Below are 22,313 nucleotides of genomic sequence, written 5' to 3'. Positions count from 1 at the left end.
CGCCTCGCTCCCGTCCTAGACGCTGCGCAGCTGCTGGCTCAGGCGCTGGCGCAGCAATACCGAGGGCATCGTCGCTTCGATCGCCGGGTCGCTGCTGTCGACGGACAGGTCGACCCCGGTGGCGGCGCGGTAACCGTGGATATAGCCCTGCACTTGCGGGCGCCAGAAGCGCGCCCAGTTGAACGCCTGCGTGGGTTCGTAGATGTCGCTCCAGTTGCCATAGCGTACGGAAAGCAGCAATTGCTCGCCAAAGATGGCCAGGTTACGGAAGTGCATCACGCTCGTATCCGTCCAACCCTGCAGTTTCTTCATGGCATCGACCCGGTCCATCCACGGTTCCGGATACGCCACCATCACGCGCGTCGGCAAGAATTCGCGGAATTCGGGGCGCGCCAGCATCCATTGCTGCATCAGCATCTCGATGCGCGCCGTCGACGGCAAGTCGCCGAACTGGTTGTGCGCGCCCTGCGACAGGATCAAATGGATTTCCTTCAAGGCATTCAGTACGGGGAAGGCATCCGCCTTCACGGTGGTGTCGTCATCCTGCTTGTAGAAGGAAGTGAGCAGGCGCAACAGGTGGTGGAATGCTTCCAGGAATTTCGAGCGGCTGTCGGCCGGCCGGAAGTGCTGCACTGCCTTGCCGTCCAGGCGCACGCCGTAGTGATGGTCATATTCGTAGTTGCGGCGCACCACGGTCAACCGGTGCTGCTCATCCTGGGTGTAGCCCCAGAGCAAGTTATTCAGGGGCCGCAGCATGTCGATTTCCGTGTTCGACAAGGGGTCGAGGCCGCCGCCGGGGGCGCGCAGGTTCTGGAAGCGTTGCGCGATGGCGTTCATGGTCTGCACCAGCATGCCCTCTTCGTGCCAGTACGACCAGATCAGTTCCAGCAGGCAAGGGTTCGCCAGCTTTTCCTGGATGATGCCGAAGCACAGGTCCACTTCCCCCTCCTGGCCGCGCGGGATGCTGATGGGGATGTCGGGCAATTTGCGCCGGATCACGGCCAGGTAGGGCAAGGTCTGGAAGCCGTCGATGTTTTCCAGGTAATCGTTGCGCAGCACGGTTTCCAGGTCGCGCCCCTGGGGGATGTCGCGCCGGTCCAGATAGGCGTTGTCTTCGGCCGGATTGAAAGCCAGCGGCTGGTTCAACACGCCGCAATTGACCATCACGAACGCTTCCGTCGCCACTTTCAGCACGCGGTAGGAGTCCGAATCGGAGAACGGCAGCGCGCGGCGCTGCTTGAGCTGCTGGAACATGTCGGCCTTCTTGACGAAGCGCTCCTGCTCGAAGCCGCGCACGGCGGCCAGATCGCCGCAAAACAGGCTGTCCATGAAATGCAGGTAATTTGTAAACGACATCGCCTCGGTGCTGTTGCGTATCAAGGTCCACAGGGGCAAGTCTTCCGTCGGTTCCGTTTCCGTGCGCGTCAGCGACACGCCCACATTGCCCGAGATGGGCTGCGGCTGGCGCTCTTCCGTCTCGTATTCCGCATCCACGGCCAGCATGGCGTTCGGACTCAGCCCTTCCGGCACGGGCAAGGCGCTGCGCAGGTCGGGCCGCTGCGAAAGCATCATCTGCGCCATGAAACGGTGCATGCCGGCGCGCCGCACGGGTGTGGAAAAGGCGTTCGGCGTGCCGCGCATGGGCACCCATGGCGCGACGGCCAGCACCTGCACCTGGTCGCGCCCGTCGGCGCTTTGATCGCCGTCAAACGACACGGTGGCCACGGCGCGGTCGCCCACCCTGCCAAAATTGCAGTCGCTGGGATGGCAGTCCGGCGTTTCGAAGGCCAGCCCCACCTGCGGGTTGAGCTGCGGCTTGAAGCACAGCACGGCGCTGCAGCCGGCCTGCACCGTCACGCAGTGGGGCGCCGTGGCGGGGAAATTGCCATACACGCCCACGTAGCTGCCCGTCGCCAGGTCGGCAAACACGGTGCCGCCACGGCCATCCGTCCAGCGCACGCCCACCAGCATGGCAGGGTCGGCTTGCCAGGCGGCGGCATTGAAATCATGGCAGTCGGCCTCGGCGCCCCGGTACAGGCTGATCGCGGCATTGACGACCATGGCCCCGCTGTCCTGCTCGTGCACGGTGACGACGATGCTGCCGCCCTGCTGTTTCGGCCCCGCCTGGCCCGCCGCCCCGCTCCTGCTGCCCATCTTGCCACCCATATTGCTGCTCATCTTGCTGCTCATGTCATTCTCCTCAATGGATAATCAAACGGCCTGCCGGACCGGCGGCCATGCCGCACGACATCCGCGCACAGCTCCGACGTGTCCAGGGTGCTGCGCAGGGCCCAGTGGGTCAGCAAACGCCCCAGCAGCTCGCTTTCGTCTTCCGGGCTCAAGGTGGCGCTGGCGCGCGCCTGGCCCAGCACGGCGAACACCAGGGTAGGCGTCGCCTGGTACATCTGCGCCGGCGCCAGGGTCCAGCTGCGAAACAGCTGCGCCAGCATGGCCGGCTGGCGCGTGTGCACGGCCATGGCTTCGACCAGCGAGCCGCCGCGCAAGGCCGGCGGCCGGTGCTGCACCAGCAAGCCCACCAGGGCGTCCATGCTGGCCTGCAACTGTTCCAGCAGCCGCTGCCGGGCCGGCGGCAAGCCGGCCAGCGGGTAGTACGATAGCCACAGCTGCTCCAGGCGGTCCCACTGCGGATGCGGATACAAGGCCCGTCCCATGGCGCAGCTCAGGCGCACCCGCAGCCATGGCACCGGATGGGGATCGTCGATATTCAGGCGGAAGACAAACACGCGCGGCAGGCTGACCACGCCGATCAGGCCCAGGGTGGCGGCCACGCCGACCCGCGCCAGCGACCAGAAGTCGGCCACGATCTCGGAAATCCACCGCTCCCACAACTGCCACACGTGAACCAGACCGCTGCCGCCGTGCTGCATGGCTTGCAGCACTGGCCGCAAGGATGCCACCAGGTCCAGCAGCGCCGCGCCCTGGTGGCCGATCTCGTGCACCAGCGACGAGGCGATGCCGCTGCCGATCATGCGTTCGCGCGGCAGGCGGATGATGGCGACGGGATTGTCGCCGCCGCCCGGCAGGCGCGTGCGCGCGCGGCGGATGGCCGCGCCCGGTCCCCGGTCCAGGTAGCAGATCACGGGCGGCGCCTGGTAGACATCGCTGGGCAGCGCCAGCGCATCGGCGGCAACAATATCGAGGCCGGCCAGCCACACGCCCGTCTTGTGCTCGCTGCGCTGGGTGATGACTTCGTTGAACAGGTCGAACTGGGTCAGCGCGGCATTGAACTTCAGGCGCAGGAAAGTGAAGCGGCGCTGGGCCTCGGCAGCCGTGGCCATGCTGGCGCCATCGGCGTGCTCGCGCCGCAGCCACCACTGGAACTGGGCCACCATGCGCCGCAAGGCGCGCCGGCCCTGCACCAGCTGGCTTTCGATGGCCGACTGGGCGCTGGGCATCAGGGACGCCGCCAGCACCGTCGGCTCGATCAGCGCAAACGGTTCCAGCCGCGCCAGCCGCGTCAGCAGCGAGCGCGCCTCCTGCTCCAGCATCCAGGCTGCATAAGCGCCGATGGCCATGATGTCACACGCCGTACAGGACGATCTTGTGGCCCTGGCGCGCCCAGCGGCCGCTGGATGGCCGCATGCCGGCGCCGCTGCGCACGCCGGCCGGCGCCACGCCCCCCGCAGCTGGGCCGCTGCCGTTCTGCGTGGCGACCTGGCCGCCCGGCCGGCCCAGCAGGCCTGGCGCGAACTGGCGCGCCGCCGCGCTGGCCGCCGCCTGGGCGATGGCGCGCGGGTCGCCATTGCCGCGCGCTTGCGCGGCGCGGTTGACGGTATCGGCCGCCAGGCGCACGAACTGCTTGGCGCCCTCGAATTCGCGGTCTTCGTTCGACGACGCTTCCGCTTCCAGCCCCAGGGCGCTGCCGGCGGCCGAGGCCAGGCCGCTGCCGATCTTGGCGCCCAGCGGACCGCCGAAATAGCCGCCGATGGCGCCGCCCGCCAGGGGAATGGCCTTCTTCGCCACGCCCTTGAGCACGCCGCCGATCGCTTGTCCCACGGGCGACTTGATGATGCCGCCCGCCACGGAGGCGGCCTTGCGCAGGAAATTGCCGAGAAACTGTTCCAGTTCGGCTTCATTGCTGACAGACAACAGTTCATTCGCCAGTTCCATCTCCTCGGCCTCGGAAAACATGGCGCTCGCGCCGCCCTCGCCGCTCCACTCGCCCTGGCCAAACTCGAACTGTTCCGCTTCAAAGCCGGACATTTCCTGTCCGTATTCCAGGGTAGTACGATCCAAGTCATGCATGATGAACTCCTCAAAGTTAGCACCTCGGTTGACATAACAGTGCCGGACGCAGCAGCCGCCCGGCTAACAATCGAGCACGACGATGTGCCCGCCCTCGCGGCGCCAATGGCCAGCATCCCGTCCCGGCGTTTGCGCCGCCTGCCTGAGCAAGCCTGGCGCCACGCGGCGTGCCACTTGCAGCAGGGCCGCGTCCACCCACGTCCTGGGGTCGCGCGCGCCCAGGACGCCGTCCTGCACCAGCGCCGTGTTGACGGCATCGATCAGGTGCACGACCTGGCGCGCCAGTTCGAATTCCTTGTCTTCCGGGCTCAATCCTTCCAGTTCCATGCCGAAGATGGCCGCAGCGCGCCGCTTGAGCGCCTGCGGCGAGCCACCATGCAGGGGCAGCAAGGGCGCCACCACCTTGCCCAGCAACTGGCGCAGTGGCCCTTCCAGCGGCGTGCCGCGCACTTGCTGGCCCGCCGCGGTGGCGCCCAGCTGGTGCGCCAGGAAAGCATCGAATTGGGCCGGCCTCTGCAATTCCAGCAACTGCGCCGCCAGCGCCAGCGCATCTTCCTGGAGCGGCAGCATGCCCGGCGCTTCAGGCAATTCCATTTCGGGACGATAGGCGAGCAGGCGGCTGGTCATGACAGGCTCCGGTGGAAGGCGGGCGGGTGGCCCATGCCTCCCTGACGCAAGGGCCATGCCAGTCCGGCGCAGGGGAAGAATGGGACAGGATGGCGAACGGCGTTTCGCCGATAGCGTAAAAACCATGGTTTCCGGCGAAGCGGGTTTCGTTGTCAAGATGAGCTTTCAAACAAGCTTAATTGGCAGGAATGATTACGTCGCCTATCCGCCACAGTGCTCGCTATCGGCAAAAAATATTTTTCATTTTCAAAAAGAAAACTTCGCTCTACCCCGCCAAAAACACCGTCAACACCACGCCAACGGACGATAAAAGTAAACGTGGCCAACACGTAAATAGTTAATTGGAAACAGGATTTTGGTAGGCAAGCCCTACAATTAACGGGCCAGAATTTGATTGCCTGAAAGAAACTAAATGATAGACCCTACCTTGCGCCGTTTGTTGGCCATCACATTACTCAGCCTGCTTGCCGCCTGCGGCGGTGGCGGCGACAGCAAGACCGGCGCCAGCCATAACCCGGACATATCGGTCGTGCCGCCGACCACCACGGTCCCCGGCGATCCGGCCAACCCCGGCACCAAGCCGGGCGACACCATCCCGCCACCGCCCCTGACCACGCCCCCGGCCAACCAGACCGCCACCTTCACGCGCGCGGAAGCGTCGCGCTTCCTGGGCCGCGCCACGTTCGGGCCGGACATGGCGGCCATCGACGCCCTCGCCGCCAGCGACAGCGACGCCTGGTTCCGCGCGCAGTTTTCCAAGCCGCAAACCTTGCACCGCAAATATATCGACGCCAAGTATCCCGTTGCGGGCGCGGCGGCCACCAAGGCCGTGCCGAACGACTTTTACGAGTCGTTCTGGCAGCAAGCCGTGCGCGGCGACGACCAGTTGCGCCAGCGCGTGGCCTTTGCCCTGTCGGAAATCTTCGTCGTGTCCACGCAAAACGAGAGCGTATGGACGCAAACGCGGGGCGTCGCCAGCTATTACGATATGCTGGGGCAACATGCGTTCGGCAACTTCCGCACCCTGCTGCAGGGCGTGGCCACCCATCCGATGATGGGGCTGTACCTGTCGCACCTGCGCAACCAGAAGGAATCGGCCACGCGTACACCCGACGAGAATTTCGCGCGCGAAGTGATGCAGCTGTTTACCATCGGCCTGTACCAGCTGAATGCGGATGGTTCATTGAAATTGTCCGGCGGCAAGCCCATCGACACCTACACGCGCGACGATGTGGGCGGCCTGGCGAAAGTGTTTACGGGCTGGAGCTGGGCCGGCCCGGACCAGGGCGCGAACCGTTTCTTTGGCAGCGTGGCCGATCCGGACCGCGACTGGAAACCGATGCAGAACTATGCGGCGTACCACTCCACCAGCGAAAAGCGTTTCCTGGGCGTGAGCGCGGCGGGCGCCGCCGGCGGTGAAGCGGACATGGCGCTGGCCCTCGACACCCTGTTCAACCATCCGAATGCCGGCCCCTTCTTCGGCCGCCAGCTGATCCAGCGCCTGGTGACCAGCAACCCCAGCCCGGCCTATGTGGGCAGGGTTGCGGCCGCCTTCGCCAACAATGGTTCGGGCGTGCGCGGCGACATGCAGGCCGTGATCCGCGCCGTGCTGCTCGACCCCGACGCGCTGGCGCCAGCCGGCAGCAGCCTGCGCACGGGCAAATTGCGCGAACCGCTTGTGCGTCTGGGCAACTGGATGCGCGCCTTTCACGCCAAGGATGCGGCCTTGCAGTACCGCATCTATTACCTGAGCGATCCGCTGTCGGGACTGGGGCAGAATCCCATGAACGCGCCATCCGTCTTCAACTACTTCCGCCCCTCGTACGTGCCGCCCAATTCGGCGCTGGCGACGGCGGGCCTGGTGGCGCCGGAAATGCAGATCACATCGGAGCCATCCGTCACCGGTTACCTGAACTTCATGCAGGACGCCATCCGCGGCGGCGTGGCGGAAAACAGCGCCGTGCAAGCCGACTACTCGGCCGAAGTGGCCCTGGCCGACCAGCCCGCCGCCTTGCTGGACCGGGTCAACTTACTGTTAATGTCCGGCAATATGTCGTCCCGGCTGCGCGGCAAGATCCTGGCGGCCGTCACGAGCATCGCGATTCCCGCCGCCAACGGCAGCAATGCCGCGCAAGTGACGACGGCAAAAACCTACCGCGTGCACCTGGCCATTTTCCTGGCCATGGCCTCGCCTGAATACCTGGTTCAAAAATAAGGAAGCAGCATGACCATCACCTCTCACTTCTCGCGCCGCCGCTTCCTCGGCTCCATGCTGGGCCTGGCCGGCAGCGCGGCCACGCCATTCGCCCTCAACCTGGCCGCCATGGGCCAGGCTGCGGCCCAGTCCGCCGACGACTACAAGGCCCTCGTCTGCCTGTTCATGACCGGCGGCAACGATTCCTTCAACACGGTGCTGGCCACGGACACGCCATCGTGGAGCGAATACCTGCGCCTGCGCAACACGGGCAGCAACGATTCGATCCACCTGCCCGGCGTCGGCGAAACGGGCGGCGTGCTGCCGATCACGCCCGCCACGGCGCAAACGGGCCGCAGCTTTGCCCTGCACCCCGCCCTCGCTCCCGTGAAAGACCTGTTCGACGGCGGCCGCGCCGCCATCGTTGCCAATGTGGGCACCCTGATCCAGCCCCTGACCCTGGCGCAATACAAGGCGGGCAATGTGGCGCTGCCGCCGAAACTGTTTTCGCATAACGACCAGCAATCGACCTGGCAATCGGGCTTGCCGGAAGGCGCCAGCATCGGCTGGGGCGGACGCCTGGGCGACCTGCTCGGCACGGGCAACGCGAATGCGACGTTTACGGCCATCTCGGCCGCGTCAAACGCGCTGTTCCTCAGCGGGCGCCAGGTGCGCCAGTTCCAGGTGGGCCAGGCAGGCGCCGTGCCGATCCGCAATATCGGCGGCGGCTACCTGTTCGGCACCACCGAGGGCGAGACCGCCTTGCGCGACATCATCAGCACGGCGGGCGACGACATGATGGAGCAAGAACACGTGGCGACGGTGCAGCGCGCCATTTCCAGCCAGAGCGTGCTGAGCGGCGCCATGCTGGCGGCCGGCGCGGGCGGCGTGCCCAATCCGCCGCCCTACATCAATCCGAACACGGGCGCGTCCAGCGTCAACCAGCTGGCCGTGCAATTGCAGACGGTGGCGCGCATCATCGGCGGGCGCGGTCCCCTGGGGGCGAAACGGCAAGTGTTCTATGTGACCCTGGGCAGCTTCGACACGCATGACCGCCAGAAGGAATTGCACGGCGACCTGATGGCGCGCCTGGCGCACGCGCTCGCGTATTTCGACGCGACCCTGGCCACCCTGCAAGGCGCCGACGTGCGGCGCCAGGTGACGACGTTTACGGCGTCGGACTTCGGCCGCACCTTCAGCAGCAACGGCGACGGCACGGATCACGGCTGGGGCGCGCACCACTTTGTCGTGGGCGGCGCCGTGAAGGGCCGCGACATCTACGGCGCCTTCCCCGCCACGGGCCTGGGCCATGAGCTGGACGTGGGTTCCGGCTCCCTGCTGCCGACCATCTCCGTCGACCAGTATGGCGCCACCCTGGCCAAATGGTTCGGCGTGGCAGACGGCCAGCTGGCCGACGTGTTCCCGAACATCGGCAACTTCAGCCGGCGCGACCTGGGTTTCATGACGGCAACTTAACCGTTCACGGCCACCGTCAGGGTGACGACATAACCATCGGTGGCATTGCCCGTCACCGTCGCCATCTGCAAGCTGGTGCCGTCGGCAAAGACATTGTCGGTGGCATAGCTGATCTGCGCCAGGTTGCGCACGCTGGCCGTGTAGCCGCTGGCCGTGTAAGCCTCGTTCAGCGTTGCCATCGGGAACGTGAACTGCGACGTCTTGATGCGGTTCGCGGCGCTGGCCGCCTTGGCCAGGCTGGGATACACCTCGAAATGCACGTGCGGCATGCGTCCCGCGTAGCAGCCGGGAAAGATGGTCGTGAACGCCAGCTTGCCCGCGCTGTCCGTTTCCTGCACGCCGCGCAAATAATTTTGCGCCGTCACGCCGCTCGAATACAGCGAATACAGACCGTCGCGGTCGCAATGCCATAAATACACGGCGTAGCCGGCCAGGCTGGCGCAGCCGCCGCTGGCGTTGAGCAACTGCAAATTGATGGTCAAGGGCACGCCTGCCGCCACGCCCGTGGCGCCATTGAAACTGGCGCGGATATCGCTGCGCACCACGCCCGACTGGTTCAGCACGTTGATGATGCTGCCGCCATTCGTGTTCGTGCCATCGGCCGGATACGGCCCGCCCGTTTCCTCGGGAATCACCGTGCAGGCGCCCGCGGCCGGTATCGTGACGCTGCCGGCGCCGCCGGACGTGCCCGTGACGGCGCCGCTCGCGGCCGTGCCGCCGGCGTCCGAACCGCCGCCGCAGCTCATCAACGGCAAGGTGGCGGCGCCCGCCAGCAGCCAGCGCAGGACTTGGCGCCGTTCGGCCGCCTGTTGCCGCATCATTTCGAGGTCGGATGCCAGACCGTGATCATGTAAGTCCATATATATTCCATCAAGTAGGGCAAGCTCGCCAAGGCAGGGCTCAGGCTGGCGCACAGGAACAGCGCCTGCGTGGCCCGTTGCGCGAGCGCCTTCCTGGCAGCGATGGCGAGCTTGCGTTCCATGGCTCAAGCCGTTGTATCGACCAGGTTGCCGCTGGCGGACAGGCTGCCGCCCGCGCTCGCCGCGCCCAGGCTGCCCGACAATGCCTGCAGGAAACTGCTCAGTTTGCTGCTGCTCGTGCCGCCCTCATCGCCGCCCAGCGCGCTGAGCAGGCTGGCAAAGCTGGACTGCAAGTCCGTCACGCTGCTGTCCGCGCTCTGCGCGCTGTCGCTGCCATCGCTGCCGGATGACGAGAGTTTTTGCAGCAGGCTTTGCAAATCCGACTCGATATTGCCGGGGCCGCCGCGCGCGCCACCGCCGGGTGGCGGCCCCGAAGGCGGCTCTGCCCCCTCTTCTTGCCCGCCGGCACTGCCACCGCTCTGCGCATGCAGGCTGCCCATCAGCTGGTGCAGGAAGGCGCCCAGCGCCTGGCCCGCGTCGCCGCTGCCGGCGGCGCTGGCGCCGTCCGTCGCGCTATCGCCATCGCTGGCATCGACCGTCACGCCGATCGATGACAAGGCGCTGGAAATAGCGTCGAGAAATGCGCCATCGTCGGGTTTGGACGGCCGCGTGCCGCCCGCGCCGCTGGTACTGCCGGTATTGCTGCCGCCGCCCAGGCGGCTGAACGCGCTCAGCTGGCTGGCGGCGCTGGTCGAACTCAAGGCACTGATGCTCATCTCACTCTCCTGTGCTTATTGGGGACGGCGCGGGCCGGGGCGGCTGTCGCCCCGCTGCTGCGCCTGCTTGCGCTGTTCCGGCGTCAGCACGGCCAGCAATTGCTGCTCCAGCCGTGCCTGCTGCAAGCTGATCTGCGCCATGGCTTGCGCCGCCGTGCTGGCCAGCGCGCTGGCCTTCGCATCGTCGTAGGCGCTGGAGGCGGCCAGCGCGCGCAGCTGCGCATGGGCCTTGAAGGCGATCTTTTCCTGTTCCCGCAGCAAGGGCGCCTGGGCGTAGGTGGCGGCGAAAATCTTGTCTTGCTGCGCTTCGCTCAAGTCGATGCCGCGCAGGAATGGCGGCAAGCCTGGCGCACCGGGTCCGCCAGGTCCGCCGGGTCCGTGAAGCAGGCCGGGCGGCGGCCCTTCCAGGGCGCGCGCTGGCGGGCCGTCCGGCGCAGCTTCTTGCTGAGCCAGCGCCAGCAGCGGCATGCTGCAGGCGGACAGCAGCAACAGGGATACGGCAATACTCAGGTATTTCATCGGGCTTTCCTTTCGTGGCGATCAGCCCTGATTGTGGGCGTCTGGCATGTAAAGCAACGTTAGGGCGGCGTAAAAGCGTGTAAAGGAAGGTGCGCAAATGTAAGCGGACGTATGTAAAAGCGGGTAAAACCGCCCTGAACGGCCCCCTTTGACTGCTATCATCGGGCGATATTCACCCGAAAAAAGCACAGGCATGAGCAAGGTTTTGTTAATCGATGACGACGTGGAACTGGTCGGCATGTTCCAGGAATACCTGACGCAGGAAGGTTTTGACGCCCGCGCCGTGCATGATGGCGAAAGCGGCGCGGCCGAGGCGCTGACGGGCCTGTACGCCATCGCCATCCTCGACGTCATGATGCCGCGCATGAATGGCCTGGAAACCCTGCGCCGCATCCGCGCCGGCAGCAACCTGCCCATCCTGATGCTGACGGCGCGCGGCGACGATACGGACCGCATCGTGGGCCTGGAGCTGGGCGCCGACGATTACGTGACAAAACCGTGCACGCCGCGCGAGCTGACGGCGCGCATCCGCGCCATCCTGCGCCGTGCGCAAGCGGCACCGCAGGACACGTCGGGCCTGGCGCCGCTGAGCGTGGGACAACTGACGATGTGGCCGGAGCAGCGCCGCGTTGCCTGGGCCGGCGCGCACCTGGAGCTGACGAGCACGGAATTCAACCTGCTGGAAGTGCTGGTGCGCCATGCAGGCAAGCCCGTGAGCAAGAATCAGCTGTCCGAACTGGGCCTGGGCCGGCCCATGGCCCGCTTCGACCGCAATATCGACGTGCACTTGAGCAGCCTGCGCCGCAAGCTGGGCAGCCTGGCCGATGGCCGTTCCTGCCTGCAAACCGTGTACCGTCTCGGCTACCAGCTGATCAAGGAGTAAGCGTGGGCCGTCTGTTCTGGAAGTTTTTTCTGTGCATCATGCTGGCGCAAGTGACGGCCACCATCGGCATCGGCGGCACCTTCTGGCTGAAAAACCGGGCCGCGCAGCAGGAACGGGCCCTCGACATCGACACCAGCCCGCCCGCGCAAATGATCATCGAGGCCGCCAGCGCCACCGTGGAAGCGGGCGGCAGCCAGGCCTTGCGGCAATTCCTGGGCAAACTCGAACGCATGCGCGTGTTTGCCGTCGATACCAAAGGGCAAGAATTGATGGGCCGCGCGGTGCATCCCGCCATGCTGGCCAAGGCACGCGCCATGCTGCAACAAAGCCAGGCCCATCCCGTCGTGCGCGACGTGGCCGGCAGCGACGGCAAGCGCTACCTGCTGTTCCTGCCCTCGTCCGAACGCTTCCGCAATGCCGAGGCGGGCGCCGCGCGCGACACGCTCAACGCCGTCACCCTGAGCGGCCCGCGCGCCATGGGACCCGGTCCACGCCCCAGCGAAGCGGGCGCCCCGCCGCCACGCGGCGAATTCGGCCGCGGCATGCCGCCCGGCCCGCGCATGGACAGCCCCTACCGCACCTTCATTCCCCTGGCCGCCGCCATCGCCGCCAGCCTGCTGTTCGCCTTTTTGCTGGCCTGGTATTTTGCGCGCCCCATCCGCGACCTGCGCCAGGCGTTCGAGGCCGCCTCGCACGGCAACCTGGCGCCGCGCTTTCACGCCAGCGGCAAGCGCGGCGATGAATTGACGGACCTGGGACGCGATTTCGACCGCATGACGGGCCGTTTGCGCAGCCTCATGGACAGCCAGAGGCGCTTGCTGCATGATGTCTCGCATGAACTGCGCTCGCCGCTGGCGCGCTTGCAGGCCGCCATCGGCCTGGCGCACCAGCAGCCGGAAAAGATGGCCGCCTCGATGCAGCGCATCGAACGCGAAAGCGAGCGCATGGATAAACTGATCGGTGAACTGCTGACCCTGTCGCGGCTGGAAGCGGGCGCCGTGCAAGCGGGCGCGGGGCACGCACACAGCGAAGACGTCGGCATCGCCGACCTCGTGCACGACATCGTGGACGACGCCCGCTATGAAGCCAGGGCGCGCCTGATGGGCATCGACCTGACGGTCGACGCGGCCATGGCCGACGCCAGCGTCACGGGCCAGCCCGAGCTGCTGGCGCGCGCCGTGGAAAACGTGGTGCGCAATGCTGTCAAGCACAGCCCCGACGGCGGCACGGTCGATGTCGAGCTGTCGCGCCAGCATGATTGCTTGCGCATCGCCGTGCTGGACCGGGGACCCGGCGTGGCCAGCGCCGACCTGGCCCGCATTTTTGAACCGTTCTTCCGCGCCGCCAATACCCAGCACAGCACGGACGGCCATGGCCTGGGCCTGGCCATCGCCCAACACGTCATCAACGCCCATGGCGGCCGCATCGGGGCCAGCTTGCGCAGCGGTGGCGGACTGTGCGTGGAAATGTTGTTGCCCGTCAAAACGCCAGGCTGACCTGTCGGCGAGCCTGGCGTCTTTTACGCGCGGAGAATGCTGTTACGCCTGCGTATCGATGATGCTGCCCAGGGTGGACGAGGTCGATTTGGCCGGGCTCGTCGCCGTATCGGCGCTGCTGACCGGCTGAGCATCTTGCTGCGCCGCCTTCTGCGCGGCGGCAGCTTGCAACTGGGCAATTTGCGCCTGCAAGGCCTGGATTTGCTGCGCCAGTTGCTGTTGCAGCTTTTGCGACGCCTCCGTCTGCTCGCCCTTCTGCGACTCCGTCAACTGCTTTTGCGCCGCCGTGATCTGCTTTTGCAGCGCCGCGATCTGCGAACTGCTGCCCGAACTGGCGCTACCGGCCGCGCTGACCGCGCTGCCTGAACCGATTGCCGCTACCATGATGCCTCCTCAGTGTTTCGATACCAAGGTTAACGGCAGGCATGGGCGCGGATGTAGTGCCGCAGGTGTAAAGACAGGTAAAGACAGGTAAAGACGGCTGGCGCCCCTCCCTTCACCGCAATCAGGTCTTGGGTAAGGTTACGCCGACCTGGCCCTGGTACTTGCCGCCGCGGTCCTTGTACGACGTTTCGCACACTTCATCTGACTCGAAGAACAGCACTTGCGCCACGCCTTCGTTGGCATAGATTTTCGCCGGCAGCGGTGTCGTGTTGGAAAACTCCAGGGTCACATAGCCTTCCCACTCCGGTTCGAACGGGGTGACGTTGACGATGATGCCGCAGCGCGCATAGGTGCTCTTGCCCAGGCAAATCGTCAGCACGTTGCGGGGAATGCGGAAATACTCGACGGTACGGGCCAGCGCGAACGAGTTCGGCGGGATGATGCAATAGCCCTTGCCGGACACGTCGACGAAATTGTTCGCGTCGAAATCCTTCGGATCGACGATGGTGGTATTGATGTTGGTGAACAACTTGAACTCGTCGGCGCAACGGATGTCATAGCCATAGCTGGACGTGCCGTAGGAAACGATGCGGTTGCCGTCGCGTTCCTTGACCTGGCCCGGTTCGAACGGCTCGATCATGCCCGTTGTTTCCGCCATGCGGCGTATCCATTTATCGCTTTTAATCGTCATCGCAGGGGTATCTTTCTAGAATATCGGAATGGCTGGGGCCGCACGCCTGCTGCAGGCGTGGCCCGGATGGCAGGATTTTACGCGAAAATCCGCCACTTTTGGCCCTTGCCCGCTGAAAATCCTTGCCAGTCGGCTAGTGTTTAGCCAACAGCGAGGTGATCATCTCGCGCACCACTTGCGCCGTCAGTTCCGGGTTTTCCATGGGAAACAGATGCCCGCCCGGCACCTGGCGGAAAAATTTGCCGACCAGCTTGCGCGTGGCCGTCAAGCCCGCCTGGCGGCATTCCACCGATTCCGTGCCGCCGATAAAACCGATGGGCACTGGAAATCCGTCCTTAACGAGACCGCCGATGTGGTGCGGCAAGCTGCGGTAGACCTGCGTCTCCACTTCGCGCGTAAAGCGCAGCTGCACCCCGTCCGGATGCGGCGCCAGGCCGCTGTCGATGTAATCGCGCAAGACTTGCGGCGCCCAGATGGCGAACATGTCCTTGGCGGCAAAATGCTCATACGCAGCTTGCGCATCGGGCCACAGCTTGCGCCGCCGGGCGGAAAAACGGGCGGGAGAGTAACGCTCGCCCAGTGCCGTGTTGCGCGCCAGCCGCACCAGCAAGGCGCGCCAGCCCGCCACCACGGGCGAATCGAGCAAGACCACGCAGCGCACCAGGTCGGGACGCTGCTTGGCCACCATGACGCTGAGCATGCCGCCCAACGAATGGCCGACGAGGATCACGGGCGCGCTGTAGCGGCGCTCCAGGTCGTCGATATACTCGCGCACCAGCTCGGGCCAGCCCGTGCTGACGGGGTATTCGGGATCGTGCGCATGCATGTCGAGCGCCTGCACGGTGTAATGCTGTCCCAGCAAGCCAAACAGCTTGCGGTAAGTGCCGGCTGGATAACTGTTGGCATGGGCAAAGTGCAGTTGCGGGAGGGTCATCGTGGGTCGGTGCCGGTGAATGCGATAAACAATTGTAATGGCATGCCGGCAAGACGTATCAGAGGAAGGACTCTAATTGCCGGGGCGCATGGGCCATGCCGGGCACGAACGCCGCCAGCACTTCGCCCAGCTCGGCGTTGGAATCCACGACGCAAAAAGCATCGTCGAACGCGTGGTGACGGTTCATGGGATTGCGCACGACGATGCATTCCAGTCCGGCCGCATTGGCGGCGCGCAAGCCGCGCGGCGAGTCTTCCACGGCCACGCAGTCGGCGGCGGCCAGGCCCAGGCGCTGCAAGCCCAGCTGGTAGCCGTCGGGCGCCGGCTTGCTTTCCCCATACATTTCACGCGTGAGCACGAAATCGAAGTGGCGCAACAAGCCCGTGGCCGCATGGCTGATCCGGAAATGCTGCTCGTAGGCACTGGTGACCACGCCCATGGCCACGTGCGGGCGCAGCGCCGCCAGCACTTGCCCGATGCCGGGCATGGCCAGCTGGCGCGCCTGGCGCAGGCGCTGCGCGAACAGCGCGGTGCGCTCGGCCCGCAAGCGCTCGACCAGCTCGATCTCATGGCCCTGCCCCAGCAGCACATGCCAGGCGCCATAGTTATTGTCCAGGAACCAGTCAAAGAATTGCTTCGGCGTCAGGTCTATGCCGTAGGGCAAGAGCAAGTCGCGGTTGCTTTCGTAAAACAGCTGCTCGGTGTTGACCAGCACGCCATCGTTGTCCCACAGCACGCCCTGGATGGTTTTCATGGCTTGTTGTCGTTCAGAAACTTACTTGAAGAAAATGTCGTAGGACAATTTAACGATCAGCAGCACCAGCAGCACGAGGAATAGGATGCGCACGAAGGCGGCGCCGCGGCGCACGGCGATCCAGGTGCCCGTCAGGGCGCCCAGGATGTTGCACACAGCCATCGGTGCAGCCACGGCATACACCACGTGACCGGCGGGAATGAAGAAGGCCAGCGCAGCCACGTTGGTGGCGATATTCACCAGTTTCGAGCAGGCCGAAGCGAGGATGAAGTCGAAGCCGAAGACGCGGATGAACAGGAAAATCAGGAAACTGCCCGTGCCCGGCCCGAACAGGCCGTCATAGAAGCCGATGGCGCCGCCGATGACGATGGCGAGAATGCGTTCGCGCGGCCCGATGGGGCGCGCTTCGCGCGTCGTGCCGAAATCCTTCTTGATGAAGGTGTAGATGGCCATGATGATGATCAACACCAGCACCATGGGGCGCACCACCTGCTGCGGCACATACGACACGGCGGCCGCGCCGATGAAGGACATGACAAAGGCGCTGGCTACGGCCGGCAGCACCAGCAGCCAAGGGATGTGCACCTTGCCGACAAACGAGCGGGCGGCAAACGTGGTGCCGCAGGCGGACGCCAGCTTGTTCGTGCCCAGCAAGGAGGTCGAGGCCATGTTCGGCATCAGGTTGAACAGGGCCGGCAGCTGTATCAGCCCGCCCCCGCCCACGGCGGCATCGATCAGGCCGGCAAAGAAGGCAAATAAACACAGCAGCGAGATGGTCAGCATGATAGGCAGTAAGGAATGGGCGACAGCGGCAGTATAGGCGCCGTGGATTTTTCCGGATGCAACTTCATATTGCGGAAAACGCAATCAGGCGTAACGCTTGACGGAATGCGCCCCGTGCGGTCTACTGGCCTCTTTTGCCGGGAGTCACGCGATGTCGATGAAACTGATGTGGGAGATCCGCGCCTTTTGCACCGTGGTGGAAAAGCGCAGCTTCATCCACGCGGCGCGCATGCTGGGGCGCTCGCCGTCGGCCGTCACGCGCGCCATCCAGTTCCTCGAAGACGCCATCGGCGCCGAGCTGATCCTGCGCACGCAAAAGCAGTTCACCCTGACGACGGCTGGCGAAACGTATTACGCGTCGGCCAAGCACTTGCTGGAAACGCAGGCCGAGGCGGAAGACCAATTGGCGGAATTGAGCAATTCGCCGCAAGGCTGGGTACGACTGTCGGCGCCGGAAATCCTCTCGCTGGGCTTTCTGCCGAAAGTAGTGGCGCAATTCTCGCGCGACTACCCGAACGTGTCGGTGGACATCCATTTCTCCGATAAATCCATCGATCCTATCCAGGAAAAGCTGGACTTCGCCATCCGCGGCGCCTTTCCCCAGTCCAGCGAGCTGATCGGCTACCCACTGTGGAATTACCGCCGCTACATGTACGCCTCGCCCGACTATATAGAACGCATGGGTGCGCCCGGGGAACCGGAAGAGCTGGCCGGCCACGACATCATCATGCATTCGGCCCCCCGCATCCTGCGCGACTGGCATTTCGTTTCCGGCGAACGCAACGTGCGCTACCAGGTGCAGCCCCGTTTCCGCTTCACTTCCGGCATCGCCACCTTCCAGGCGGCCTTGGAAGGCGCCGGCATCGTGCGCCTGGCCAGCTGGCTGGCGGAACCGGCCGTGGCCAACGGCACCCTGCGCAGGGTCTGCACGGCGTACCGGCTGACGTCATCGAAGGAGCTGGACCCCAGCATTCATGCCGTGTACGGCACCTCGCGCATGGCCAAGGGGGCGCGTTTGTTTCTCGAATATGTAAAGAAAAGGGGGATGGAGATACCGGATGAGCGCGTAACGTGATGTCTATTTTCAAAATAGGCGTGCAAAAAAAACTCTTCACTTCATATGCTATCGCACGCTTCGTCGGCTGCATGCAGATATAGCGACATTTCACCACTATTGCTTTTTAATAGCAGTCAGTTCTTCGTGAAATACGTGTACCGCATGTACAACCATTAAGTTCCCCATAAAAAATCTTGCAGAAAATCAACAATATTGATAGCATTAATATTTAAATAAATAATAAATCTTATGCCGTCAATGAAAAAATACAGTTCGGATATTATCAATGCGATGATAGCCCAGGCCACGTCACCTCAAAAAGATGACTACCTGAACAATGTTTTATATGAGATGTGCAAAAAATCCCCGAAACATACTGATATTGGTGTTATCTATGCAAAGCTATCCATTATTGGACGCACTTATGCTGCAGCACTAGAACGGACCTCGAAAAAAGAAAAGAAGAGCAATATCATATTTTCAACGGCCATTTCAAAAATAATCAAGGATGGCGAACTTGATGCTCTCATCAATGAAGCCAGGATGGTAAAACTTCCAATCTCTCTGGAATTTTCCAGCGTCGATCTGAATGCCATCTCTAAAATATTGGCCCCGCACGCCTATCTTTCACGCGTACTCAGCCAAGCAGCGGAGATAGGAAAGGTTTCGCTTTCGTCAAAATACCTGCATTTTCATCTACCCGATCTCTACCCCATATATGACAAATATTCACGAAAAAATATAAGTAAATTTACCTCGAGCACCGGGAGAAAGTTTGAATACAAAAATTGCGAAGAAAGCTATGCAAAATTTTTCATTAGATGCCTCATATTGAAAAATTCACTGATGAAGAACCATAAAAAGAAATTAAGCATGCGACAGATAGATAATTTATTGTTAGGGAAAAATCCAACTTTTTGACAAGGGCAACATAAATCTCCCTATGTGTATTCAATAGCGCGCAGGGATGAGAATTATCAAAAAATATTGCAAAAATACACCTACCAACAATGCCCGCCCAAGCATTCCGACGAAAAAATAACTCCTAAAACTGTGAATTTATACAAGCCATACAGTACGTTTTAGAAGACTCCAGTCATTAATTCCACTCACATACCATGCCAGTACCGCGGCCGGCTGGCGCGGTACTGCGTCACATCAATATTGTCCCCAAACGCCAGCACCACCGCCCCCTCCACATCCGTGCGCAAGCGGGTAATGCCCATGTCGCCATAGCGCGCATACACCTGCGCCTTCGGATGTTTATAGCGGTTTCTGTGCCCCACCTGGAAAATGGCCAGGGTCGGATGCACGGCGCTCAAAAACGCCGGAGTGGAAGACGTGCCGCTACCGTGGTGCGGCGCCAGCAGCACGTCGGCCGCCAGTTCGCCCTCCATCGAGCGCGCCAGCAATTGCGCTTCCTGCGCCGCTTCGATGTCGCCGGCCAGCAGAATCGAGTGCTTGCCCGCCGTGATTTTCACGGTGCAGCTGCGGGCGTTCGGCGTCAAGCTGATGTCCATGTGACTGGCGGGCAGCGGGTGCAGCATGGCGAAATGCACGCCTTCCCAGGTCCAGCTCTGGCCCGCCACGCAATGCAGATGCGGGAGCCGGGCTTGGCGCCGTGCCTCGACGGCCGGGTGGCCGTCGAACAGGGACGAGGCCAGCCAGCCGACTTGCACGTTTTCCAGCAAGGATACGGCGCCGCCCGCGTGATCGAGGTCGCTGTGGGAAATGATCACGCCGTCCAGCCTGGCGATGCCGCGCGCGCGCAAGTAAGGCACGATGACCCGGCTGGCGCCATCGGCATCGAGACTGTAGGCGGGACCCGTGTCGTACAGCAGGCGGTGGCCGTGGGTTTCCACCAGCACGGCCATGCCTTGTCCCACGTCAAAGGCCGTGACCCACATCTGGCCAGGTGGCGGGCTGGACGGCAAGGCCGTCAGCAGCGGCAGCCAGCCCAGCATGCCCGCCCAGCGGTGCGGCCATCCGCGTGGTGCCAGCAGCCATGCCGTGCCAAACAATGCCCAGAAAAAACTCCACATTGGCGGCGCGGGCGCCGTCCACACGGCAAAGCGGCGCGCACCCAGCCAGTCCAGCACCTGTGCCAGCATCTGCACGATGGCGTGCGCCAGCAGCAACAGTCCATCGGACAGGGGCGCGGGCAGCAGGCTGCCAGCCAGAGACAGGGGCGTGACGACCAGGCTGATGACGGGAATAGCCAGCGCATTGGCGACGGGAGAAACCAGTGAGACTTGCGAAAACAGCAGCATCGTCAACGGTACCAGCCCCACCGTCACCACATACTGCGTGTGCGCACCCAGCGCCACGGCCGCGCGCAGGCGGCGCCAGCGTCCCGCCTGCTGCGGCAAGGGCACCGTGGTGCGGCCTGCCGTCGCATACAGCATGGTGGCGACGGCGCCGAACGACAGCCAGAAACCAGGCCATAGCACGGCCCACGGGTCGAGCAGCACCACCACGCCCAGCGCCAGGCACAGGATATGGCCGATGCTGGTAATGCGCCCCAGCCACAGGGCCAGCGCCACCACCAGCAACATATACAAGGTGCGCTGCGCGGGCACGCCGAAGCCTGCCAGCAGCACATAGGCAAATGCCGCCAGCGCACCGGCCAGCGCCGCCACCTTTTGCGCCGGCAGCCGCAAGGGCAGTTGCCAGTCGGTAAAAAACGAGCGCCGCCACAACGTGCCCGCACCCAGGGCGAACAGTCCCGCGATCATGGTGATGTGCAAACCCGAGATAGAGACCAAGTGGCTCACGCCCGTGCGGTTGAATACTTGCCAGTCCGACTGGGGAATGGCGCGCTGGTCGCCCACCACCAGCGCCACGATCACGCCCGCATACTGCCTATCTTCCAGGCTGCGCAGTATGCGCGCGCGCAAGGCCGCGCGGCTCGCTTCCACCACGTTGCCGAAGCCGGGCACGAAGCCCGCCAGGCGCACGTTCGGCGTATCGGCGCGCGGCTGCGGCCGCACATAGCCCGTGGCGCGCACGCCCTGCTCCAGCATCCACGCCTCGTAGTCGAAGCCCATGGGATTCGCATTGCCGTGCGGACGCTGCAGCCGCACGGTGAGGCGCCAGCGCTCGCCCGGCTGCACGTCGCCCACCTCGTTCGTCACCTCATCGCGAAAACCCGCGTACCAGGACAAGGCGATCAAGGGAGGAACCTGCACGCCAACCGCCTTTTCCACGGCAAAGTTAAAACGCACGCCCTGCTCGAAGCGATACGGCAGGCTGGCAACGGTGCCCGTGACAACAATATCCTGCCCTTCATCGGCCAGCGCCAGTTGCGGTGCCATGGCGGCCTGGGCCAGCCAGGCCGCCCAATAAAAGCCCAGTCCTACGCCAGCGGCGAGCGCAACAGCAGAACGCCAACGCACGTGACGGCGCAGCGTCACACTCGCCGCCCACCCTGCGCCCGCGATCCCCCACAGCAGCACGCCCGCATGCGGCGGCAAGCTTGCCTGCGTCTGCAACCAGGCGGCGCCAGCGGCAAAGCCGAGTATCAGGGTGCGCATGGGAACTCGACGCGAAAGGGATTCAGCTACTGTGCCCCTTTCCCACTATTTGCCATCTGATCTGGCGCAATGGTGGCGCGGATAAACGCGGCCCTGCACGCCATCCGCCGCCACCGCTGGCGACACTTTCCGCATGCTAAGATGACCATCCGGCGTTCAGGCGCCATGACTTGCGAACCTTGCATGACACCACTGACTGCGGCCGAAACCTATTTGCAGGACTTTCATCAAAGGCAAGTGGGCGTCACCAGCGCCGCGTTTGCCCATCTGCCGGCCAGTTCCCGCACCGGCGGCTGGGCCTCGTCCTACGACGTGCTGACCAGCCTGATACCAAGCGCGGACATGCCATTGAGCGTGCTCGACCTGGCCTGCGGCGATGGCCATCTGCTGGGTTTGCTGGCAGCCAGGCGGCAGCCCCGGCTACAATTGCTCGGCGCCGACATGAGCGAAGCGGAACTGGCCGCCGCGGGCGCAGCCCTGCCCGCTTCCGTGCGGCTGCTGCTGGGACGCGCCCAGGCGCTGGACCTGCCATCGGCCAGCGTCGATTATCTCGTCTCGCACATGGCGCTGATGCTGATGGACGACATCGAACAAGTCGTGCGCGAAATGCGCCGCGTGCTGCGTCCCGCTGGCCAGTTTGCGGCTATCGTCGGCCGGACATTCTTGCTGGGAGAAGTCAACGACGTTTTCATGCGCGTGTTCAAGCCGATCGCCAGCGACGCGCTGCCAAGCATGCGCTTCGGCGACCGGCGGGCTGGATCGGAAGCGGGCTGGCGCGAACTTCTCGATACCGGTTTCGCAGACGTCGCGTTTGACGATATCGACGTGCCATGGACGCCCACGCCGGGCGAATTGTGGACCGCCCTGCTTGACACCTACGATATCGACCGCCTGGACGACGGCGCCAGGCGGCGCCTGCGCAGTGTGCTCATGGAGGCCATGGCGCCGCTGCAAGACGGCGATGGCAAGATCGCCACCGGCTGGGGCCTGCGCCTGGTACGCGCGCGTGCCGCCTGAACTGCCATCGACGCCATGGCTTGCTGGCGTCGATGGCAACAGGCTACGCTGGCGGGCTGCGCT

At 64.1% G+C, this 22,313-nt stretch carries 22 protein-coding genes; 8 read left to right on the top strand and 14 right to left on the bottom strand.

Going from position 1 to position 22,313, the window contains the following annotated elements; all coding sequences use genetic code 11:
* Window positions 1-15: 15 nt before the first annotated feature.
* The 4 genes from O3298_RS10095 to O3298_RS10080 all read right to left on the bottom strand — a co-directional run bounded on the left by O3298_RS10095 (window position 16) and on the right by O3298_RS10080 (window position 4,893).
* Entirely contained in the window at window positions 16-2,190 is a 2,175-nt protein-coding gene (locus tag O3298_RS10095; RefSeq protein ID WP_305059191.1) for a hypothetical protein, read from the bottom strand.
* A complete protein-coding gene (locus O3298_RS10090) occupies window positions 2,187-3,536 on the bottom strand; it encodes a hypothetical protein (protein ID WP_305059190.1) in 1,350 nt (449 codons plus the stop codon). Before O3298_RS10090 ends, O3298_RS10095 begins: the two co-directional genes overlap by 4 nt.
* A gap of 4 nt (window positions 3,537-3,540) precedes the next feature.
* A complete protein-coding gene (locus tag O3298_RS10085; protein WP_305059189.1) occupies window positions 3,541-4,266 on the bottom strand; it encodes a hypothetical protein in 726 nt (241 codons plus the stop codon).
* 63 nt (window positions 4,267-4,329) lie between these two features.
* Complete coding sequence (locus tag O3298_RS10080; protein ID WP_305059188.1) at window positions 4,330-4,893, bottom strand: hypothetical protein; 564 nt, start codon at window positions 4,891-4,893, stop codon at window positions 4,330-4,332.
* Window positions 4,894-4,972: 79 nt separating this feature from the next.
* Here O3298_RS10080 and O3298_RS10075 point away from each other — a divergent pair, with 79 nt between their 5' ends.
* The 3 genes from O3298_RS10075 (at window position 4,973) to O3298_RS10065 (ending at window position 8,563) form a co-directional block, all read left to right on the top strand.
* Window positions 4,973-5,203: a hypothetical protein gene (locus O3298_RS10075; protein ID WP_305059187.1), complete on the top strand. Its 231-nt coding sequence runs from the start codon at window positions 4,973-4,975 to the stop codon at window positions 5,201-5,203.
* Between the two features lie 102 nt (window positions 5,204-5,305).
* Window positions 5,306-7,108 (top strand): DUF1800 family protein, encoded by a 1,803-nt coding sequence (locus tag O3298_RS10070; RefSeq protein WP_305059186.1) that lies wholly within the window; start codon window positions 5,306-5,308, stop codon window positions 7,106-7,108.
* A 9-nt stretch (window positions 7,109-7,117) separates the two neighbouring features.
* Complete coding sequence (locus O3298_RS10065; protein ID WP_305059185.1) at window positions 7,118-8,563, top strand: DUF1501 domain-containing protein; 1,446 nt, start codon at window positions 7,118-7,120, stop codon at window positions 8,561-8,563.
* On the opposite strand, the gene O3298_RS10060 is transcribed toward O3298_RS10065, so the two are convergent.
* From O3298_RS10060 to O3298_RS10045, 4 genes are read right to left on the bottom strand one after another with little or no spacing between them, the layout of a single operon-like run.
* On the bottom strand, window positions 8,560-9,423 hold the full coding sequence (locus tag O3298_RS10060; RefSeq protein WP_305059184.1) for an intradiol ring-cleavage dioxygenase: 864 nt from the start codon (window positions 9,421-9,423) through the stop codon (window positions 8,560-8,562). The genes O3298_RS10065 and O3298_RS10060 overlap by 4 nt on opposite strands.
* Window positions 9,381-9,545 carry a hypothetical protein gene (locus O3298_RS10055; protein ID WP_171985041.1) on the bottom strand — a complete coding sequence of 55 codons (165 nt, stop codon included), beginning with the start codon at window positions 9,543-9,545 and terminating at the stop codon, window positions 9,381-9,383. The genes O3298_RS10060 and O3298_RS10055 overlap by 43 nt, the downstream gene beginning before the upstream one ends.
* A 3-nt stretch (window positions 9,546-9,548) precedes the next feature.
* A complete protein-coding gene (locus O3298_RS10050) occupies window positions 9,549-10,199 on the bottom strand; it encodes a hypothetical protein (RefSeq protein WP_305059183.1) in 651 nt (216 codons plus the stop codon).
* 15 nt (window positions 10,200-10,214) lie between these two features.
* The gene (locus O3298_RS10045; RefSeq protein ID WP_305059182.1) at window positions 10,215-10,718 is read right to left on the bottom strand and encodes a Spy/CpxP family protein refolding chaperone; all 504 of its coding nucleotides are present in this window, start codon (window positions 10,716-10,718) and stop codon (window positions 10,215-10,217) included.
* 193 nt (window positions 10,719-10,911) lie between these two features.
* Between O3298_RS10045 and O3298_RS10040 the strand changes: the two genes are divergently transcribed.
* The gene (locus O3298_RS10040) at window positions 10,912-11,601 is read left to right on the top strand and encodes a response regulator transcription factor (RefSeq protein ID WP_305059181.1); all 690 of its coding nucleotides are present in this window, start codon (window positions 10,912-10,914) and stop codon (window positions 11,599-11,601) included.
* A 2-nt stretch (window positions 11,602-11,603) separates the two neighbouring features.
* Window positions 11,604-13,097 carry an ATP-binding protein gene (locus tag O3298_RS10035; RefSeq protein WP_305059180.1) on the top strand — a complete coding sequence of 498 codons (1,494 nt, stop codon included), beginning with the start codon at window positions 11,604-11,606 and terminating at the stop codon, window positions 13,095-13,097.
* Between the two features lie 42 nt (window positions 13,098-13,139).
* Here the strand turns inward: O3298_RS10035 and O3298_RS10030 are convergent, their stop codons facing one another.
* The 5 genes from O3298_RS10030 to O3298_RS10010 form a co-directional block, all read right to left on the bottom strand.
* Window positions 13,140-13,481 carry a FlxA-like family protein gene (locus O3298_RS10030; protein WP_251348391.1) on the bottom strand — a complete coding sequence of 114 codons (342 nt, stop codon included), beginning with the start codon at window positions 13,479-13,481 and terminating at the stop codon, window positions 13,140-13,142.
* A gap of 121 nt (window positions 13,482-13,602) precedes the next feature.
* Window positions 13,603-14,172 carry a dCTP deaminase gene (gene dcd, locus O3298_RS10025; RefSeq protein WP_034755486.1) on the bottom strand — a complete coding sequence of 190 codons (570 nt, stop codon included), beginning with the start codon at window positions 14,170-14,172 and terminating at the stop codon, window positions 13,603-13,605.
* Window positions 14,173-14,305: 133 nt separating this feature from the next.
* The gene (locus O3298_RS10020; protein WP_099667598.1) at window positions 14,306-15,106 is read right to left on the bottom strand and encodes an alpha/beta fold hydrolase; all 801 of its coding nucleotides are present in this window, start codon (window positions 15,104-15,106) and stop codon (window positions 14,306-14,308) included.
* A 58-nt stretch (window positions 15,107-15,164) separates the two neighbouring features.
* A complete protein-coding gene (locus O3298_RS10015) occupies window positions 15,165-15,860 on the bottom strand; it encodes an HAD family phosphatase (RefSeq protein ID WP_251348389.1) in 696 nt (231 codons plus the stop codon).
* Window positions 15,861-15,881: 21 nt separating this feature from the next.
* Window positions 15,882-16,643 (bottom strand): TSUP family transporter, encoded by a 762-nt coding sequence (locus O3298_RS10010; RefSeq protein WP_034756294.1) that lies wholly within the window; start codon window positions 16,641-16,643, stop codon window positions 15,882-15,884.
* Between the two features lie 151 nt (window positions 16,644-16,794).
* On the opposite strand from O3298_RS10010, the gene O3298_RS10005 reads away from it, so the two are divergent.
* Together O3298_RS10005 and O3298_RS10000 are read left to right on the top strand one after the other, a co-directional pair.
* Window positions 16,795-17,718 (top strand): LysR family transcriptional regulator, encoded by a 924-nt coding sequence (locus tag O3298_RS10005; RefSeq protein ID WP_305059179.1) that lies wholly within the window; start codon window positions 16,795-16,797, stop codon window positions 17,716-17,718.
* A gap of 231 nt (window positions 17,719-17,949) precedes the next feature.
* Complete coding sequence (locus tag O3298_RS10000; protein WP_289914443.1) at window positions 17,950-18,621, top strand: hypothetical protein; 672 nt, start codon at window positions 17,950-17,952, stop codon at window positions 18,619-18,621.
* Window positions 18,622-18,809: 188 nt separating this feature from the next.
* Here the strand turns inward: O3298_RS10000 and O3298_RS09995 are convergent, their stop codons facing one another.
* The gene (locus O3298_RS09995; protein WP_305059178.1) at window positions 18,810-21,233 is read right to left on the bottom strand and encodes a DNA internalization-related competence protein ComEC/Rec2; all 2,424 of its coding nucleotides are present in this window, start codon (window positions 21,231-21,233) and stop codon (window positions 18,810-18,812) included.
* Between the two features lie 183 nt (window positions 21,234-21,416).
* Between O3298_RS09995 and O3298_RS09990 the strand changes: the two genes are divergently transcribed.
* Window positions 21,417-22,250, top strand: coding sequence for a class I SAM-dependent methyltransferase (locus O3298_RS09990; protein WP_305059177.1), 834 nt, complete (start codon window positions 21,417-21,419; stop codon window positions 22,248-22,250).
* Window positions 22,251-22,313: the final 63 nt, after the last annotated feature.

The organism is Janthinobacterium sp. SUN137, assembly GCF_030587265.1.
GTDB lineage: Bacteria > Pseudomonadota > Gammaproteobacteria > Burkholderiales > Burkholderiaceae_D > Janthinobacterium > Janthinobacterium kumbetense.
Note: the sequence above shows the minus strand (reverse complement) of the source record. Positions and strands in the feature narration are given on the sequence as shown.

Bases quoted from the DNA above. Each gene is read 5' to 3' on its own strand.
- O3298_RS10030 (WP_251348391.1), bottom strand. From the start codon at position 13,481: ATGGTAGCGGCAATCGGTTCAGGCAGCGCGGTCAGCGCGGCCGGTAGC.
- dcd (WP_034755486.1), bottom strand. From the start codon at position 14,172: ATGACGATTAAAAGCGATAAATGGATACGCCGCATGGCGGAAACAACG.
- O3298_RS10015 (WP_251348389.1), bottom strand. From the start codon at position 15,860: ATGAAAACCATCCAGGGCGTGCTGTGGGACAACGATGGCGTGCTGGTC.
- O3298_RS09990 (WP_305059177.1), top strand. From the start codon at position 21,417: ATGACACCACTGACTGCGGCCGAAACCTATTTGCAGGACTTTCATCAA.
- O3298_RS10050 (WP_305059183.1), bottom strand. From the start codon at position 10,199: ATGAGCATCAGTGCCTTGAGTTCGACCAGCGCCGCCAGCCAGCTGAGC.
- O3298_RS10075 (WP_305059187.1), top strand. From the start codon at position 4,973: ATGGGACAGGATGGCGAACGGCGTTTCGCCGATAGCGTAAAAACCATG.
- O3298_RS10000 (WP_289914443.1), top strand. From the start codon at position 17,950: ATGCCGTCAATGAAAAAATACAGTTCGGATATTATCAATGCGATGATA.
- O3298_RS10095 (WP_305059191.1), bottom strand. From the start codon at position 2,190: ATGAGCAGCAAGATGAGCAGCAATATGGGTGGCAAGATGGGCAGCAGG.
- O3298_RS09995 (WP_305059178.1), bottom strand. From the start codon at position 21,233: ATGCGCACCCTGATACTCGGCTTTGCCGCTGGCGCCGCCTGGTTGCAG.
- O3298_RS10065 (WP_305059185.1), top strand. From the start codon at position 7,118: ATGACCATCACCTCTCACTTCTCGCGCCGCCGCTTCCTCGGCTCCATG.
- O3298_RS10070 (WP_305059186.1), top strand. From the start codon at position 5,306: ATGATAGACCCTACCTTGCGCCGTTTGTTGGCCATCACATTACTCAGC.
- O3298_RS10045 (WP_305059182.1), bottom strand. From the start codon at position 10,718: ATGAAATACCTGAGTATTGCCGTATCCCTGTTGCTGCTGTCCGCCTGC.
- O3298_RS10060 (WP_305059184.1), bottom strand. From the start codon at position 9,423: ATGGACTTACATGATCACGGTCTGGCATCCGACCTCGAAATGATGCGG.
- O3298_RS10020 (WP_099667598.1), bottom strand. From the start codon at position 15,106: ATGACCCTCCCGCAACTGCACTTTGCCCATGCCAACAGTTATCCAGCC.
- O3298_RS10010 (WP_034756294.1), bottom strand. From the start codon at position 16,643: ATGCTGACCATCTCGCTGCTGTGTTTATTTGCCTTCTTTGCCGGCCTG.
- O3298_RS10090 (WP_305059190.1), bottom strand. From the start codon at position 3,536: ATGGCCATCGGCGCTTATGCAGCCTGGATGCTGGAGCAGGAGGCGCGC.
- O3298_RS10080 (WP_305059188.1), bottom strand. From the start codon at position 4,893: ATGACCAGCCGCCTGCTCGCCTATCGTCCCGAAATGGAATTGCCTGAA.
- O3298_RS10055 (WP_171985041.1), bottom strand. From the start codon at position 9,545: ATGGAACGCAAGCTCGCCATCGCTGCCAGGAAGGCGCTCGCGCAACGG.
- O3298_RS10085 (WP_305059189.1), bottom strand. From the start codon at position 4,266: ATGCATGACTTGGATCGTACTACCCTGGAATACGGACAGGAAATGTCC.
- O3298_RS10040 (WP_305059181.1), top strand. From the start codon at position 10,912: ATGAGCAAGGTTTTGTTAATCGATGACGACGTGGAACTGGTCGGCATG.
- O3298_RS10005 (WP_305059179.1), top strand. From the start codon at position 16,795: ATGTCGATGAAACTGATGTGGGAGATCCGCGCCTTTTGCACCGTGGTG.